Consider the following 17,242-nt stretch of genomic DNA (forward strand, 5'->3'; position numbering starts at 1 on the left):
TCGCGGTGCCAGGTGCACCGCACGGAAAGGAAGCAGTGACCACTTTGAGCAGGCCGCCGGCGGACCCCTCGTTTCCCCGGCAGGCGGGCAAGGCAGCAGTCAAAAGCTGGCTGCTGTTCGGACTCCAGGACAGCAGGGGCAGCCATCAGGGTCCAGGCGGCGTGACCTCGCAGCAGGAAAAGAAGCATTCCTGGTGGCAGGTGATGTGCCTGACGGGCGTGGACTACTTCTCCACGCTCGGCTACCAGCCGGCCATCGCTGCCCTGGCTGCCGGTGTTATCTCTCCGCTCGCCACCCTCGTTCTGGTTGCGGTCACCCTCTTCGGCGCATTGCCTGTCTACCGTCGCGTCGCCGGAGAAAGCCCCCGCGGCGAGGGGTCTATCGCGATGCTGGAGCGCCTCCTGCCACGCTGGGGCGGCAAACTCTTTGTCCTTGTTCTCCTGGGATTCGCCGCCACCGATTTCATGATCACCATGACGTTGTCGGCCGCTGACGCCAGCGCTCACCTGATCGAGAACCCGATCGTCCCCGACTGGCTTCATGGACAGAACGTCCTCGTCACGCTCGTCCTGCTCGCTCTCCTGGCAGCCGTGTTCCTGCGCGGATTCAAGGAAGCCATCAACGTCGCCGTCGTCCTCGTCATCATTTATCTTGGCCTCAATGCCGTGGTGGTGGCAGTAACGATCGTTGGCGTCCTCAACCATCCCGTCGCCGTCGGGGACTGGTGGACAACCCTGTGGACGTCCCACGGCAACCCGCTGATGGCCGTCGCCGTCGCACTCATTGTTTTCCCGAAGCTGGCGCTCGGGCTGTCCGGCTTCGAAACCGGCGTGGCCGTCATGCCCCAGGTCCGGGGACATGCTGGTGACACCGAGGACAACCCAACAGGACGTATCCGCGGAACCCGCCGAATGCTGACCACTGCCGCGGTGATCATGAGCTCGTTCCTCATCACCACCAGCTTCATCACGGTGGTGCTCATCCCTGCGCAGGAATTCCAGGACGGCGGCCAGGCGAACGGCCGCGCCCTGGCCTACCTCGCGCACGAATACCTCGGCCTTGGCTTCGGCACCGTCTATGACATCAGCACCATCGCGATCCTGTGGTTCGCAGGTGCCTCGGCCATGGCCGGACTCCTGAACCTCGTTCCCAGATACTTGCCCCGCTATGGCATGGCTCCCGAATGGGCCAAAGCCGTGCGCCCGCTGGTGCTCGTGTTCACGCTGGTCGGCTTCCTGATCACCTACCTCTTCGAGGCCGACGTCGACGCCCAAGGCGGTGCCTACGCCACCGGCGTGCTGGTGCTGATGACCTCCGCAGCCGTCGCCGTCACGCTTTCCGCCCGGCGGCGGAAGGAGCGCAGACAAACGATCGGCTTCGGGATCATCGCTGTGGTGTTTACGTACACCACAGTGACCAACATTGTTGAACGCCCCGAGGGCATCAGGATCGCCAGCGTTTTCATTCTGGGCATTGTTGTGGTGTCCCTGCTCTCCAGGGTCAGGCGTTCGTTCGAACTGCACGCCACCCGTGTCTACCTTGACCAGGAGGCGCTGGAGTTTATGTCCTCCAACCTGGACGGGCCCATCACCATCATCGCCCACGAGCCTCTCCGGACATCCGCCGAGGCGTACAGGGACAAGCTCAGATCCGCGATTGAGGTCAGCCACCTTCCCCTCGCACACGAGGCCCTCTTCCTGGAAGTGATCGTTGACGATTCCTCCGACTTCGAAACAGAACTCCACGTCCGCGGGGTGGTCCGTCACGGCTACCGGATCCTGGAAGTCCATGGTCCCGTGGTGCCTAACACCATCGCCTCCGTGCTGTTCCACATCCGGGACGTCACGGGTCTGATGCCGCACATCTACTTCCGCTGGACTGAAGGAAATCCTGTGGCAAACCTGCTGCGGTTCCTGTTCCTGGGGGAAGGTGAAATCGCGCCCGTCACCCGCGAGGTACTGCGCGAAGCCGAGCCGGACGTCACCAAGCGACCTTGGGTGCACGTGGGCTGAGGCAAACAAATAACAGTCCTGGACCCTCTTGCCAGGCAGCTATTCAGTGTTACTATCTAGTGGTAGTCAGTAACACTGAGTAGCTGTAGAGGAGCCTCCATGGGCAAGCAGATGACCGAGATGCTCAAGGGCACGCTGGAAGGCATTGTCCTCGCGATCCTGGCCGTGCAGCCGGCATACGGATACGAGATCACGGCGCGGCTTCGCGAGCAGGGCTTCTCCGACATCGTCGAGGGCACCGTCTACGCACTGCTGGTCAGAATTGAGCAGCGCGGCCTGGTGGACGTCGCGAAAATCCCATCCGAGAAGGGGCCTCCGCGCAAGGTCTATTCGCTGAACGCGGTGGGCGGCGAATACCTCGAAGAGTTCTGGAGGAGTTGGCGCTTCCTCGAACAACGGATCGAACAGCTCCACCACCACATTGAGCACGCTCAGACACAAGGAGAGAAGTAGCCATGGCAGCAAAGTGGATTGAAGCCATCACCGGATCGCTCGAGCAGAAGAAGCAGTACAGGCAGTACAAGGCCCGCATCGAGGCGCTCCCCGAACCATACCGCGCAGCCGCGAAGGCCTTCGAGCGGTACTTCATGTACTACGGCGGAGTCACCGACGGCGAGACCCTCGTCAGGATGTTCGGCGACTTCGCCGACCTCTGGGAGCGGGCCGCCGTCGACGGAACGCCGGTGCGGAGCATCGTGGGTGAGGACCCGGTGGAGTTCGCCGAGACATTCACCCAGGCCTACGGGGGTACGCGCTGGATCGACAAGGAGCGTGCCCGATTGATGAAGGCGATCGACGCCGCCACAAGTCAGAACGGGAAGGAGACCACAGCATGACCACCAGCCAGGCCCTTGAACCGGCTATACGGGTCCACGGCATCGAGAAGTCATTCAAGGACCTGCATGTGCTGCGGGGCGTTGACTTCGAGGTAAGGGCGGGCAGCATCTTTGCGTTGCTCGGCTCTAACGGTGCGGGCAAGACCACCCTCGTGCGGATCCTTTCGACGCTGCTGAAGTCCGACGCCGGCACCGCCACTGTTCATGGCCACGACGTCGCGGCGGCACCCGGCGACGTGCGCGAGTCCATCAGTCTGACCGGGCAGTTCGCCGCGGTGGATGAAGTGCTCACCGGCCGGGAAAACCTCGTACTGGTCGCGAAGCTGCGTCATTTGGAGGACCCGGGGGCGATCGCCGATGGCCTGCTCGCACGCTTCTCGCTCACCGAAGCAGGGAACCGCAAGGCCTCAACGTACTCAGGTGGCATGAGGCGCCGGCTCGACATTGCAATGAGCCTGATCGGGAACCCGCCCATCATCTTCCTGGATGAACCGACCACCGGGCTTGACCCCCAGGCGCGCATCGAGGTGTGGCAGACCGTGAAGCAACTTGCCGGTCAAGGAACAACGGTGCTGCTCACCACTCAGTACCTCGACGAGGCCGAACAGCTCGCCGACCGGATCGCAATCCTGCACAAAGGCAGAATCATCCAAAACGGGACTTTGAGTGAACTCAAGCAACTCCTCCCGCCCGCCAAGGTGGAATACGTCGAAAAGCAACCGTCCCTTGAGGATGTCTTCCTCGCCCTCGTCGGCGACACCGTACCGGAACGAAAGGAACCACGATGAGCACCCATGTCCTCGGCGACACCGGCATCCTGACCGGCCGCTCGCTGCGCCATATCCTCCGCAGTCCTGACACGATCATCACCACGGCTGTCACCCCGATCGCGCTGATGCTGCTGTTCGTGTACGTGTTCGGCGGTGCGATCAACACCGGCTCCGACGACTCGTACCTTAACTACATGCTCCCCGGCATCCTTCTCATTACCATCGCGTCCGGCGTCGCGTACACCGCGTACCGGCTGTTCCTGGACCTGCAGGGCGGCATCTTCGAACGTTTCCAGTCCATGCCGATCGCGAGGTCGAGCGTGCTCTGGGCGCATGTGCTCACATCCCTGGCGGCGAACCTGGTCTCGGTGGCGATAGTCGTAGCCGTCGCGCTGGTCATGGGGTTCCGCACGGGAGCACCCGTGAGCGCCTGGCTTGCCATCGCCGGCATCCTGATCCTGTTCACCCTCGCGCTGACCTGGATCGCCGTGATAGCCGGGCTGTCGGCCAAAACTGTCGACGGCGCAAGCGCGTTCAGCTACCCGCTGATCTTCCTGCCGTTCATCAGCTCGGCATTCGCGCCCACAGACTCGATGCCAGGCCCGGTGGCATGGTTCGCCGAGAACCAGCCCGTCACTTCCATCGTGAACACCATCCGGGCCCTGTACGCAGGGGAACCGGTCAGTGGTGACATCTGGACAGCCCTCGTCTGGCTCGTCGGGATTCTCGTCGTGGCGTACGCCTTCGCGACCGCCATCTACCGCCGCAAGATCAGCTGAGTGGCCTGAGCCGCAGCCCCTGCAAACCGCCGTCCACTGCCAGGGCAGTGCCCGACGTTGACCCTGACCGGGGGCTCGCCAGGTACGCCACAGCCTCAGCCACTTCCTCCGCCGCCACCAACCTGCCGTGCGGCTGGCGTGCATTGAGGGCGGCGCGCTCGGCGTCAGGATCAGCCGCTTGGCTCAGCAATCGGGATACCCACGGGGTATCCACTGTTCCGGGGTTCACGCAGTTCACGCGGATGCCTTCCCGGATGTGGTCCGCCGCCATGGCCAGCGTCAGGGACAGGACTGCGCCTTTTGATGCGGAATAGAGTGCCCGCTGAGGGAGCCCTGCTGTGGCGGCGATGGAGCAGGTGTTGACGACGGCGGCTGCGGGCGATTGGCGCAGGTGGGGGAGGGCCGCGCGGGTCACCCTGGCGACTCCCACCACGTTGATGTCCAGCACCCGGGCCCATTCGTCGTCGTCGTTTGCGGCAATGTCACCCATGGCTCCGATGCCCGCGTTGTTCACCACGATGTCCAGCCGGCCGAAGCGCTCAGTGACGCTTTCGACGGCGGCCCGCACCGAAGCGTCATCCGCAACATTGCATTCCATCCCGAAGTGGGGCGTGCCGTCCGGGTTCAGGTCCAGGACAGCTACCTGGGCGCCGCCGGCCGCGAGCCTGTCCGCGACTGCCGCCCCGATCCCCGATGCTCCTCCGGTGACCAAGGCCACCAGGCCTTCAAATTCGCTGTTCACTGCACTGTTTCCTAACGTGGTCACTGCGCTGCTCCCTGCCGGTAGAACTCCTGGCGCTGCCGGCCGAGTCCTTCTATGTCCAGCTCCACTACGTCCCCGGGCTGGAGGTACGGGAAGCGACCCGACAACGCCACTCCCTCGGGGGTGCCGGTGAGGATCACGTCGCCGGGCTCCAGCAGCATGTACTGGCTGACGTGGTGCACCAGGGTAGCCACGTCAAAGATGAGATCAGCTGTTGAGGAATCCTGGCGGACGTCACCGTTGACCAGGGAACGCAGCCTCAGCCGGCCCGGATCAATCTGGTCCGCGGGAACAAGCCAGGGGCCCAGCGGTGTGGAGGCAGGCAGGGATTTACCTTTGGTCCATTGGCCAGCCGCGCCCGGCAGTTGGTAATCGCGCTCCGAGAGGTCGTTGGCAACTACGTAGCCTGCGACGTAGTCCATGGCGTCTGCGGGGTCAGCAAGGTAACTGACCTCGCGCCCGATGACCACTCCCAGTTCCACTTCCCAGTCGTACTTCTCGGACGACGGCGGGATGGGGGCGGCGTCGAACGGTCCGCTGATGGTGTTGGTCGGCTTGAGAAACACCACCGGGATCTCCGGCGGCGCAGCACCTGACTCGGCGGCATGCGCAGCGTAGTTCATGCCTATGCAGACGATGGCGCCGGGCCGCGCAACAGGTGCTCCGATCCGAAGGCCGGGCGGAAGCTCGGGCAATGTCCCTGCTGAGAGGGCCTGCCGGGTGCGGGAGATGCCCTCATTTGCCAGGAAGAAGCCGTCGACGTCCTGGGTCAGTGGTTTCAGGCTGAAGTATTTCTCGTCCCCGTTGGCGTCGGTGGTGAGCACCGCCGGCTCTTCTTTGCCGTGTTCGCCCAGACGGGCCAGCTTGATATTCATGATCTCCTCTGACTTTGGCGCAAGGTGTGCCGCTAACATCCGAGCTTTTGCTGCGGGCCTCCCCTAATAGTACGCAATAGTTACCCATTGACAAGTGAAACATCGGATGTTTAGGTTAATCCCAGATTCCCCGGCCCGGCAGCTTCATGATGTGCCCGGTCGGCCACAAAGCGCCCCTTCCGGCCGCTGCACAGTCAGGAGCACAATGAGCGTCATTACTGCGGTAGAAACCTTTGATATCCGCTTCCCCACGTCCCAGGAACTGGACGGCTCCGACGCGATGAACCCGGATCCCGATTACTCCGCGGCCTACCTGATCATCAGCACGGATGCGGGAGATGAGCTCGAGGGACACGGCTTTGTGTTCACCATCGGGCGTGGCAACGAGGTTGAGGCCGCAGCCATCGACGCGTTGCGTCCCCACATTCTGGGCCGGAATGTCGAAGAGTTGCTGGCCGACATGGGCGGAACATGGAACCTCCTGGTCCATGACTCCCAACTGCGGTGGCTTGGTCCGGAAAAAGGGGTGATGCACATGGCGATCGGCGCCGTTGTGAATGCGCTGTGGGACCTGAAGGCCAAGCGTGCCGGGCTTCCGCTGTGGGAGTTGCTGGCGTCCTTGACGCCTGAGGAGATCGTGGCCCTGGTTGACTTCCGTTACCTCAGTGATGCGCTGACCCCTGAGGAAGCACTGGAAATACTCCGCCGCGCCGAGCCGGGCAGGGCGGAACGGCACGCAAGGCTCCTCGCCGAAGGCTATGCCGGCTACACCACAACGCCGGGATGGCTGGGGTACAGCGACGAGAAGCTTGCGCGGCTGGCCAAGGAAGCTGTTGCCGATGGGTTCACCCAGATAAAGCTCAAAGTCGGCGCCTCGCTGGAGGATGACATCCGACGTGTGCGTGTAGCCCGCGAGGCTGTGGGTTCCGACATAAAGATTGCCGTCGATGCCAACCAGCGGTGGGACGTCAAGGAAGCCATCGACTGGATGGCGCACCTGGCACCTTACGACATCGCCTGGATCGAAGAACCCACCAGCCCGGACGACATTCTGGGGCACGCCGCCATTGCCCGCGGTGTGGCACCGATCCCCGTTGCCACCGGTGAACACGTGCAGAACCGGGTCATGTTCAAGCAACTTCTGCAGGCAAATGCCATCGAAGTGCTCCAGCTCGACGCAGCACGCGTGGCTGGCGTGAACGAGAACATCGCCATCCTGCTGCTTGCGGCGAAGTTCGGCATCCGGGTCTGTCCGCATGCCGGCGGAGTGGGCCTTTGTGAGGCCGTTCAGCATATTTCCATGTTCGATTTCATCGCTGTCTCCGGAGAAAAGGAGGACCGTATGATTGAGTTTGTGGATCATCTCCACGAGCATTTCGTCACCCCCGTGGATGTCCGCGGAGGCTGCTACTGGCCGCCCTCAGCACCCGGTGCCGGCGCCGAGATGCACCGGCAGACGCTCTCCACTTTCAGCTTTCCCGACGGTGCGACCTGGAGCGGCCCCACCGTGGACGGTCAGTCCACCGAGCAGCATGCCGAGCGGGAACTGGCCCTGAAAAGAGGCCCCGGCTGATGCCTGAGACAGTTGTCCTGCACACCAGGCTGAAGCCCGGAGCAGCAGGGGCCTATGCCGAGGCCCACGCGGCCATCCCGGCCGAGCTGGTGGCCGCCTTGAAGGATGCCGGCGTAGCCAATTGGCGCATCTGGCGCAGCGGCCTGGAGCTGATTCACGTGGTGGAAGTAGAGGACTACAAGGCCATGCGCAGAGACCTCGCCCAGCACCCCGTTAACCTTGCCTGGCAAGCCCGCATGGCTGAGTTGCTGGAGATCGAAGACGATTACAGCGGCAACGATTCAGGCGTTCCGCTGGTCTGGGAGCTGCCATGAGCGCACAGACTACTACTGACGCCGGCAGCCTGAAACCTGGCAGCCTGCAACTCGGCAGGCTGGGCTACGGCGCTGCCGGGCTCGGGAATCTTTACCGTGCCATGACCGGCAGCACGGCCACGGCAACTGCAGATGCGGCCTGGGACGCCGGCATCAGGTATTTCGATACAGCCCCGCACTACGGCCTGGGCCTGTCTGAACACCGCCTGGGTGCTTTCCTCAAAGGCAAGCCCCGGCAGGAATTTGTCATCTCCACCAAGGTTGGGCGCCTCCTCGTACCCAAGCAGGGCGTGGGCGCCGCTGACACGTCTCCAGACAACGAACGCGATCCGGAAGGATTCGACGTACCAGCCTCCAGCCGCCGCGTCTGGGACTTCAGCGAACGGGGAATCCGGCAAAGCATCGAGGAATCCTTGGAACGCCTGGGCCTGGACTCTGTGGACATCGCCTACCTTCATGATGCCGAGGTGCACGACCTCGCCGGAGGTATCCGTACCGGACTTCCGGCCCTTGAAAAACTGCGCTCTGAGGGGTTGGTCCGCGCTATCGGCGTCGGACTGAACTCAGCCGAAGCTGCCCTTGAGTGCGTGGAGGCGGCCCACTTGGACCTCGTGATGCTGGCTGGCCGCTACACGCTGCTGGAGCAGCCCGAAGTGCCGCTGATGGAGCGCTGCATCGAGAAGGGCACAGGCGTGGTCAACGTCGGAGTCTACAATTCCGGGCTGTTGGCGCGGCAGGAAGTTCCCGATGACTCCCACTACAACTACGGGCAGGCACCGCATGAGCTGCTGGAACACGCTCGCCAACTGGCAGCAATTTGTGCCAGTTACGGGGTAGAGCTCCCGACGGCGGCGCTGCAGTTTGGTTTGCGTCATCCCGCCGTGGTCAACGTGACAGTCGGCGCAACATCTCCTGAGCAGATCCGGGACAACGCGCAGCGGATGGCTGAAGTGGTCCCCGAGGAACTCTGGACCGAGTTCACACGCCAAGGATTGATCCCGTCATGATTGACTCGCACCTTCATCTTTGGGAACTGACTCCGGCCACCGAGCAGCCAACCGGAACGGGAGCGCAACCGCGTCCGTACTCATGGCTGGGCCCTCAGCATGGTTCTCTCTTCCGCAGCTATGGCGAAGCAGAAGCCCATGAAACGCTTTTGGACGCCGGTGTCGGCGGAGCGGTACTGGTTCAGGCCGACGACGCCCTGGCTGACACAGAATTTATGCTCGCCGCAGCTGACCGCAACGACTGGGTGCTCGCCGTCGTCGGCTGGATTCCTTTGGAACAGCCTGAGGAGGCAGAGGCAGCGCTGGAACGGCTGGGCCAGAACCCGAAGTTCCGTGGTGTCCGCCACCTGGTCCACAATGACCCGCGGGATAACTTCCTGGAGTTGCCTGAGGTCCGGCAGTCGCTGAAGATACTGTCCGCCAAGGGACTGACTCTCGATGTCCCGGACGCCTATCCACGCCATCTCCAGCGTGCCGTAGACCTTGCGCAGGACATTCCGGAACTCACCGTAGTGCTGGATCATCTGGGCAAACCGCCGCTCTCGGGCACGGTCACCTCCGGCGGCAACGGGTCATGCGGCGAGCTGGAGCGTTGGCGCCGCGAATTCCGGGCACTGGCTGAATTGCCCAACACCGTGGCCAAGGTCTCCGGCCTGCACTTGCCGGGACTGGAATACACGGCCAAGGCATTGCGTCCCCTCTGGGAAGAGGCCCTTGAAGCTTTTGGACCCGAGAGGCTGATGATCGGCATGGATTGGCCGGTCAGCACGCTCGGAGCTCCCTACCGCCGCACAGTGGAGGTGCTGCTGGAACTGGCGGCGGACCTGAGTCCCGCAGAGCGGCACGCTTTCCTGGAAGGCACAGCAGTCCGTACTTACGGCCTGGAAACCTCCGCGCTGTCTTCGGCGTCGGCATCGACAGCGGGACAGAACGATGCCGGAAACGGAATCACTACCAAGCAGGATGAGGTGAAAGCATGACGGCGGATCAGACACCACTGTTATCCGTTCATGGCGTGGGAAAAACCTTCCCCGGAGTCAGGGCTCTGCACAACATGCAGCTGGACCTTCGGCACGGTGAAGTGCTGGCCCTCGTGGGCGAAAACGGCGCAGGCAAATCAACGCTGATGAAGCTGCTCTCCGGTATCTACGTCCCCGACCAGGGAACCTTCGAGCTCAACGGGGAGGCCTTCACCCCGGCCGGACCGAAGCATGCCCAGGAGCTGGGCATCAGCATCATCCACCAGGAATTCAACCTGATGCCGGATCTGACAGTGGCCCAGAATATCTATATCGGCCGCGAACCCCGCAGGTACGGGATGCTCAGCGAACGCGCCCTCAACCGCAAGACCCAGGACTTGTTCGATGGAATGGGTCTCAAACTTGACCCGCGTGAGCGCTGCGGTGAACTGACGGTTGCCAAGCAGCAGATGGTGGAGATCGCCAAGGCACTCAGCCACGACTCCAAGGTGATCATCATGGATGAGCCCACTGCAGCCCTTAACGACGCCGAAGTGGCCACGTTGCACGATCTGATCCGCGGCTTTGTCTCACCCAGCACCGGGGTTATCTACATTTCCCACCGGATGGACGAGCTCAAACAGATCTCCCAACGCATCACTGTGATCCGTGACGGCGAGTACGTGGACACGGTCGATACCGCGGAAACGACCATGCGGGAGGTTATCTCGCTTATGGTGGGCCGTTCCATCTCCGGCGAACAGCGGCCGGCGCCGGAAGAGGCGCAACGGGCGGACGACGTCGTGCTGTCAGTTGGGGGACTAAGCACCCCTTCTCTGCTCAAGGACGTCAGCTTTGAGCTGCGCCGCGGCGAGATCCTTGGGTTCGCCGGGTTGATGGGCGCGGGACGGACAGAAGTGGCCAGGGCGCTGGTCGGAGCGGACAGAGCCAGTTTCGAGCGGCTCCAGGTTAAGGGGGCCGACGAACGGATCCCCAATCCTGCAGCAGCCGCCAAGCTCGGCATCGGTTACCTCTCCGAGGACCGCAAGCACCTTGGCCTCATGCTGGAACGCGACGTGAAGGAGAACATCATGCTCTCCTCGCTGGTCAAGAACTCCTCCGCCGGCTTCATCAATGATGCGTCGCTCCGCCGGACCGCTGACGAATACGCCCGCAAGCTCAGGATCAAGACGCCGTCCATCAGGCAGCTGGCCCGGAACCTTTCCGGCGGCAACCAGCAGAAGGTGGTCATCGCTAAATGGCTCGTCAAGGACTGCGACATCCTCATCTTTGACGAGCCCACCCGTGGGATCGACGTCGGAGCGAAAGATGAGATTTACAAGCTTCTCAACGAACTGGCAGCCGCCGGCAAGGCGATCATCATGATCTCCTCCGAACTGCCCGAAGTCCTCCGCCTGTCGCACCGGATCGCCGTTATGTGCGAAGGGCGAATCACCGGCTTCCTCACCAACGCCGAAGCCACCCAGGAAAACATCATGGAACTTGCCACCCGGCGCGTCTCCATCACCACAGGAGCACCAACCTCATGAGCATCGTAGAAACCCCCGCGCCCAAAGAATCCAAGGTGCTAACCTCCCCGTCCTCTTCTTCACGGGGGCAGGGCCTCACTTTGCGGCTTCGCTCGTCCCTTCAACAGCTCCTGGCCTTTGGCTCACTGATTGTCCTGGTGGTGTTCTTCGGCGTCATGAACGCCCGGTTCCTGCTGCCGGGCAACCTCTCTGACATCCTGCTTTCCACGGTGGTCATCGGGCTCCTTGCCCTCGGTGCGACGTTCGTCATCGTCACCGGCGGCATCGATCTGTCCGTGGGCACCGGCATGAGCCTGTGTTCGGTGATGGTTGGCGTCTTGCTGACTTATCTGGGCCTGCCGCTATGGGCGGGCGTGCTGGGTGGCATCCTGATGGGAGCCCTGATCGGGGCCATAAACGGCTTCCTCATCTCCTTCCTGAAAATCCCCCCATTCATTGCCACCCTGGCCACCATGCTCGTCTGCCAGGGCATGGCACTGGTGGTCTCCGGAACCAAGCCCATCTATTTCACAGGCACCGAGGGTTTCGCCAACCTCGCCCTTGGCAAACCCATTGCCGGACTGGTGATTCCCAACGCTGTGTTCATTTTCTTCGGAGCGGCAGCACTGGCCGGCGTGGTGATGAGCAAAACCCTCTTGGGCCGCTACACCTTCTCCATCGGCTCCAACGAGGAGGCGACGGCACTGTCCGGCATCAACGTCCGCAGCTGGAAGCTCTGGATCTACACCGCCGCCGGAGCCTTCACCGGACTGGCTGGCGTGATCATCGCCGCCCGGTTGAACTCAGCACAGCCCGGCCAGGGCATGGGGTATGAACTCCAGGCAATTGCCGCCGTCGTCATCGGTGGAACCTCATTGGCCGGCGGCAAGGGCTCCATCATCGGAACAGTGATTGGTGCCCTCATTATGTCCGTCCTCACCAACGGCCTGCGCGTCATCTCGGTGCCGCAGGAGTGGCAGAACGTGGCGATCGGCGTCGTCATCCTGGTGGCTGTCTACCTGGACATGCTTCGCCGGAAGGAGGCCGCCACGTAGCCCCGCCAACTGCCCCGCGAGTGCATTGTCCGTCCCCACCATTCCCTACCTTCCTTCCCTATTCTTCCCAATGAGAAAAACAACGGAGTTTTCATCCATGAACAAGTCAACTTTTGACCGGCGCAGTTTCCTCACCTTGTCCGGCCTGGCGCTCGGCGTCGTTGCGATCGCCGGCTGCGAGGCCCCCGCCGGTACCCCCGGCGCCTCTCCCGCCGACGGAGCCAAGCCCTACATCGCCATCGTTTCCAAAGGCTTCCAGCACCAGTTCTGGCAGGCCGTGAAGCAGGGCGCTGACAAGGCAGCAGCTGAATTCAACGTCGAAGTGAGCTTCGAAGGTCCCAATACCGAGAAGGATGTGGATCAGCAGGTCCAGATGCTGACAACGGCACTGGGCAAGTCACCTGCAGCTGTCGGTTTCGCCGCCCTGGACTCCCAGGCCGCCACGCCGCTGTTGGAGCAGGCCAAGAGCAAGAACATCCCCGTGATCGCTTTCGACTCCGGCGTTGATTCCGACATCCCGGTGACCACCGCATCCACGGATAACAAGGCTGCTGCGGCTGAGGCCGCCAAGCACCTCGCCGAACTTATCGGCGGGAGCGGCGACATCGCGATCATCGGCCACGACCAGACCTCCAAGTCCGGCACTGACCGCCGCGACGGCTTCAAGGAATACATCGAAAAGAACCACCCGACCATCAAGATCGTGGCCATCCAGTACGCCGGTGGCGATCAGCTCCTTTCAGCCGACGCAGCCAAGGCTATTGTCACGGCCAACCCCAACCTCAAGGGTATGTACGGCACCAACGAAGGTTCGGCAATCGGCGTCGTCAAGGCGGTGGAAGAACTTGGCCTCAAGGGCAAGCTGACCATCGTCGGCTTCGATTCGGGCAAGGCCCAGATTGATGCCATCCGGTCCGGTCTCATGGCCGGCGCCGTCACGCAGAACCCCGTAGGAATCGGGTACGAAACGGTGAAGGCTGCCGTGGCCGCCATCAAGGGCGAAAAACTGGAGAAGATCATAGACACCGGCTTTTACTGGTACGACGCCAAGAACATTGATTCGGACGAGATCAAGCCGAACCTCTACCAGTAGCGGTTCTCTTTCTCTTCCCTCTGCTGCGGCCGCCCATCTTTCGATGGGCGGTCGTCGGCGTTTGTGGCTGTTAACGGCCCGGCCATCCAACTCCAGCCTGTTCTGATCCCGTGAGCGTACCGGGAGCAGACGAAAGCGGCGCCCGGCGGGGTAATCCCGGGCGCCGCTTCCTGGTCTCAGTTCTCGGTCTCAGAGAGAGCTGTACCTCTTATTGCATCGCCCGGCTATTGCATTGCCCGGCGACGTACCTTGCTGAACGTCATGGCTCCTCCACCAAGAAGAACCAGCAGGAGCGCGCCCAAGGCGAGCGGTCCGGCGTCGAGCCCGGTGTTAGCCAGGTTGCCTGCAACATTCACTGCCGAGACGGGTGCCAGCGTGGCGAGATTCGCCGTGGAGGAAGCCGAGTTGATGGCTGGTCCTCCCGGCGTGGCGCCGGTACCTGTTGCGGTATTGGTGATGTTCCCTCCGGTGAGGTCTGCCTGGGTGACCGTGTACGTTGCCGTGCACGTGACGCTCATGGCAGGAGCCAGTGATGCGGCTTCTGCCGGGCAGCTAACGGCGGAAAGATCACCGGTTCCGGTGAATTCGCCTTCCACCGCAGTGACGTTGGTCAGGGTTACGTTGCCCGTGTTCGTGAGGAAGAACGAGTACGTGAGCACCTGGCCAACCGTTGTTGCCTTTTCCGTGCCGACCGTCTTGAGCAGCGTCATGGCGGGCGCGTTCGGTGTGGGTACGGTTATGCCCGACGGCGGTGAGACCGGCGGGGGAGTGGTTCCCGGCGGAACGCCGGTGGCCGTAGCGGTGTTGGTGATGGAGCCGGCGTCGATATCTGCCTGGACTACCGTGTACGTGGCGGTGCAGGTGATGACGGCGGCGGGTGCCAGCCGCGCAGCTTCAGCCGGGCAGGTGACGTCGCTCAGTTCGCCGGCGCCGGAGAAGTTGCCTTCATTGACGGTGACATCCCGCAGAGTCACGTTACCGGTGTTGGTGACCAGGAACGAGTACGTGATGTTCTGGCCGACGACGAGGTCCGCCTGGGCGGCCTCATCAGCGGTCTTCACTACTGTGATGGCCGGTGCGGGAGGTGCCGGAACCGTGATTTCCGACGGCGGTGAAACCGGCGGAACCGGGAAGCCTTCGGGCGGGGTTCCGGTACCGGTAGCGGTGTTGGAGATGGAACCGGCATCGACGTCGGCCTGGGTGGCCGTGTAGGTGGCGGTGCAGGTCACGGTTGCTGCCGGGGCGACAGGGCCGGCCGGGCAGACAGCCACCGGGGCGTTGCCTGTTCCAGTGAATTCAGTTTCATCGATACGGATATCGCTGAGGGGCACGGCGCCGGTGTTGGTGAACGCGAACGAGTACGTGATGATCTGGCCAGGTTCGATGTTCTCCATGGCCGCTGCGTCAGCTGTTTTTTCCAAGCCGACGCTGACGGGCACGGGTGCGTTGGTGACTGCACACGTGAACGCTGCTGCCTCCGGAACAGTGAACGTCCATGGACCTGTGCCCTCGGTTGCGACCGCGTCACCGGTTGCTGTGTTGGTGCACGTTACCTCGGCGTTGTACGCGTTGATAGCGCCTGCCGAGCCTGCCGCCATGGCATCGGTGATCGTGTAGCTTGCGCCTTGGGATACCGGCTGGTCGGTGGTGCTGACCGTAGTGGCCGTTCCGGTAGTGGTGGCTGAGGTGAGGACAGTGCCGCCGGCGTTCTGCAGGCCAACTGTGAACTGGTCCGCAGGAGCCTGACGGCCTTCGACGGTCTTGGTCACCGTGAGGGTGGGGATCGGTGCCAGGGCACAGCGTGCACCGTCATTGCCGGCCGCCGCAGGACCGGCGGACAACAGGATCGTCGCCCCGGTGGTGGGGTCGATCCGGTAGATGTTTCCGGTGGCGTTGTTAGACGCGTAGAGGTAGCCTCCGGCATCAACGTAGACAGCACCTGCGGTCAGGCCGCTGAACTGGGTCCCGTCCGGGCCGTTCATGGGTCCAACAACCGTAGAAGCACCGGTAGCCGGATCGAACCTGACGACGACGTTGCCAATGGCATCGGTGCCGACGCTGTAGAAGGCGCCGTTGATGTATCCCCAGTCAGGGCTGACCACAATACCGAGAGGAAGTGTCCGGACGATGGTGTTTACAACCGTGCCGTAAGTGGGTGATCCGGGTGCAAGGTCAATTTTGTGGACGATGTTGTCGACGCCGCTGGGGGTAACCCAGTAGTGTCCGGCGTCATCGAAGTCGCCGACAAGGGAAAGGGTCCCGGTGGTCCCCGCCGGGATGCCGAGGTCGCTCAGTGAGCCGTTCGCCCCAACCTTGACCAGGTGGCCCGTAGCCGTGGTTCCGTAGAAGAAATTATCGAGTGTGTTGTAGCCGGCAGCATTGACGTGCTCCGGCAACTCGAACGCAGTGCTGTAAGCACCGGTCACCAGGTCAACCTGTTGAACCAGGTGGGGACCTGCAGGGAAGTTCGGGCTCTGGAACAGGTAGCCGGAAGCGTCGCAGGTCCAGGGCTCCTCAACGAATTCCACTGTGGATTCCCCGGGAGGATTGATCCCAACGCCGGTGATGTTCGACGGGCCGTTGGTGAAGGAGCCTGCTGCAGTGGCCTTTACGTTGACGGTGACAGTACAGGCGGCCATACCGGCATCAAGGTTTCCGGTCACAGCCACTGAAGTGGCCCCGGCAGCAGCTGTGACAACGCCCGCCGGGCAGGTGGTGGCGGCAGCACCGTCGGCTACGGTCAAACCAGCCGGAAGCGCATCGGTAAAGGACCAGCCGTTCTTGGCGGCCAGTTCATCGGTGTTGGTGACCGTGAGGGTCAGAGCGGAGGCTGCACCAACGGGCGCAGATGCGGGGCTGAAGGACTTATCCAGCTGCGGAGTCAGGTCAAGGACGCGGATGTCGTCGAAGGCGTGGTCATTACCTGTGCCTGATCCATTGGCATTGCGCATTGCGATACCAAGTGATGACCCGCTGAAGAGAACGGAACCGGTGGAGTGGAAGGTTGCAACCGCATCGCAAGGTGCGATGGGTGTGGTGTTTGCTGAACGTTCCACACCGTTGTCCACGAGATAGAAGTTCAGAAGAGGGGTACTCGCAAAACAGTTGATCGCTGCGACATTGACGGAGAAGCCGATGAACCGGTTCTGGACATTCACCGGGATCGGCGTCTGGGTGCCGAACTCGATCAGGTTCGCACCCGGGGACGGATTGGCTGTATAGGCGCTGACTGCATGGTTGTTTGCAGAATCAGAGGAGCCGTTTATGGTCCCGAGTGAATTGGCGAGATTCCTGATCTGGGTCTCTCCGCCACCCGAACTTGGATTACTGGCGCAGGCGACGTTGTTGGGGCTGTTGAGGCTCGTGACAATCCCGTTGCACGTGCCAGGGTTAGCCCACTGGCCCTCTGCCGTGTAGGCAGTTCCAGTGGCGCCCACGTAGTTCACCAGCGGCATTTCGGCGCCATCGGCAATGTTCTCAAAATCTTCGTGGAACAGGACCGTGCCGGACTGCGGTGTCCCCGGGCTGCCCGGAACGGTTGCCGCCTGGACGACGCTTGCGGTGCCTGCAAAAGAAAAAGCGAGGAGCGCTGCAACAGCAAAAATGGCTGTAGCTGGCTTCCCTCCGCTTCGCTGCGACATCCAACGGCTCATTGAGCCCGGATTCTTACTTTGCTG

General features: G+C 62.5%; 15 protein-coding genes. 12 read left to right on the forward strand and 3 right to left on the reverse strand.

Annotated features, from left to right (window positions below; translation table 11 throughout):
- Positions 1 to 35: 35 nt before the first annotated feature.
- The 5 genes from M1E02_RS00920 to M1E02_RS00940 all read left to right on the forward strand — a co-directional run bounded on the left by M1E02_RS00920 (position 36) and on the right by M1E02_RS00940 (position 4,397).
- The gene (locus tag M1E02_RS00920) at positions 36 to 2,012 is read left to right on the forward strand and encodes an APC family permease (protein WP_479376304.1); all 1,977 of its coding nucleotides are present in this window, start codon (positions 36 to 38) and stop codon (positions 2,010 to 2,012) included.
- A gap of 99 nt (positions 2,013 to 2,111) precedes the next feature.
- Positions 2,112 to 2,465 carry a PadR family transcriptional regulator gene (locus M1E02_RS00925; protein ID WP_479376305.1) on the forward strand — a complete coding sequence of 118 codons (354 nt, stop codon included), beginning with the start codon at positions 2,112 to 2,114 and terminating at the stop codon, positions 2,463 to 2,465.
- A gap of 2 nt (positions 2,466 to 2,467) precedes the next feature.
- Entirely contained in the window at positions 2,468 to 2,848 is a 381-nt protein-coding gene (locus tag M1E02_RS00930; protein ID WP_479376306.1) for a DUF1048 domain-containing protein, read from the forward strand.
- Complete coding sequence (locus M1E02_RS00935) at positions 2,845 to 3,636, forward strand: ABC transporter ATP-binding protein (RefSeq protein ID WP_479376307.1); 792 nt, start codon at positions 2,845 to 2,847, stop codon at positions 3,634 to 3,636. Before M1E02_RS00930 ends, M1E02_RS00935 begins: the two co-directional genes overlap by 4 nt.
- The gene (locus M1E02_RS00940; protein WP_479376308.1) at positions 3,633 to 4,397 is read left to right on the forward strand and encodes an ABC transporter permease; all 765 of its coding nucleotides are present in this window, start codon (positions 3,633 to 3,635) and stop codon (positions 4,395 to 4,397) included. The genes M1E02_RS00935 and M1E02_RS00940 overlap by 4 nt, the downstream gene beginning before the upstream one ends.
- Here M1E02_RS00940 and M1E02_RS00945 read toward each other — a convergent pair.
- Both M1E02_RS00945 and M1E02_RS00950 read right to left on the reverse strand, forming a co-directional pair.
- Positions 4,390 to 5,139: an SDR family NAD(P)-dependent oxidoreductase gene (locus tag M1E02_RS00945; RefSeq protein ID WP_479376309.1), complete on the reverse strand. Its 750-nt coding sequence runs from the start codon at positions 5,137 to 5,139 to the stop codon at positions 4,390 to 4,392. The genes M1E02_RS00940 and M1E02_RS00945 overlap by 8 nt on opposite strands.
- Positions 5,140 to 5,159: 20 nt before the next feature.
- Complete coding sequence (locus M1E02_RS00950; RefSeq protein ID WP_479376310.1) at positions 5,160 to 6,035, reverse strand: fumarylacetoacetate hydrolase family protein; 876 nt, start codon at positions 6,033 to 6,035, stop codon at positions 5,160 to 5,162.
- A gap of 205 nt (positions 6,036 to 6,240) precedes the next feature.
- Between M1E02_RS00950 and M1E02_RS00955 the strand changes: the two genes are divergently transcribed.
- From M1E02_RS00955 to M1E02_RS00985, 7 genes are all read left to right on the forward strand, one after another.
- Positions 6,241 to 7,608, forward strand: coding sequence for an L-fuconate dehydratase (locus M1E02_RS00955; RefSeq protein ID WP_479376311.1), 1,368 nt, complete (start codon positions 6,241 to 6,243; stop codon positions 7,606 to 7,608).
- Positions 7,608 to 7,922 (forward strand): L-rhamnose mutarotase, encoded by a 315-nt coding sequence (locus M1E02_RS00960; RefSeq protein WP_479376312.1) that lies wholly within the window; start codon positions 7,608 to 7,610, stop codon positions 7,920 to 7,922. Before M1E02_RS00955 ends, M1E02_RS00960 begins: the two co-directional genes overlap by 1 nt.
- A complete protein-coding gene (locus M1E02_RS00965; protein WP_479376313.1) occupies positions 7,919 to 8,929 on the forward strand; it encodes an aldo/keto reductase in 1,011 nt (336 codons plus the stop codon). The genes M1E02_RS00960 and M1E02_RS00965 overlap by 4 nt, the downstream gene beginning before the upstream one ends.
- Positions 8,926 to 9,909, forward strand: a complete 984-nt coding sequence (locus tag M1E02_RS00970; RefSeq protein ID WP_479376314.1) for an amidohydrolase family protein — start codon at positions 8,926 to 8,928, stop codon at positions 9,907 to 9,909. Before M1E02_RS00965 ends, M1E02_RS00970 begins: the two co-directional genes overlap by 4 nt.
- Complete coding sequence (locus M1E02_RS00975) at positions 9,906 to 11,438, forward strand: sugar ABC transporter ATP-binding protein (RefSeq protein WP_479376315.1); 1,533 nt, start codon at positions 9,906 to 9,908, stop codon at positions 11,436 to 11,438. Before M1E02_RS00970 ends, M1E02_RS00975 begins: the two co-directional genes overlap by 4 nt.
- Positions 11,435 to 12,472 (forward strand): ABC transporter permease, encoded by a 1,038-nt coding sequence (locus M1E02_RS00980; RefSeq protein WP_479376316.1) that lies wholly within the window; start codon positions 11,435 to 11,437, stop codon positions 12,470 to 12,472. Before M1E02_RS00975 ends, M1E02_RS00980 begins: the two co-directional genes overlap by 4 nt.
- A 97-nt stretch (positions 12,473 to 12,569) precedes the next feature.
- Positions 12,570 to 13,565 (forward strand): substrate-binding domain-containing protein, encoded by a 996-nt coding sequence (locus tag M1E02_RS00985; protein WP_479376317.1) that lies wholly within the window; start codon positions 12,570 to 12,572, stop codon positions 13,563 to 13,565.
- Between the two features lie 224 nt (positions 13,566 to 13,789).
- Here M1E02_RS00985 and M1E02_RS00990 read toward each other — a convergent pair whose 3' ends face one another.
- Positions 13,790 to 17,218 carry a DUF7507 domain-containing protein gene (locus tag M1E02_RS00990; protein WP_479376318.1) on the reverse strand — a complete coding sequence of 1,143 codons (3,429 nt, stop codon included), beginning with the start codon at positions 17,216 to 17,218 and terminating at the stop codon, positions 13,790 to 13,792.
- Positions 17,219 to 17,242: the final 24 nt, after the last annotated feature.

It is taken from the genome of Arthrobacter sp. Z5-13 (genome assembly GCF_056499105.1).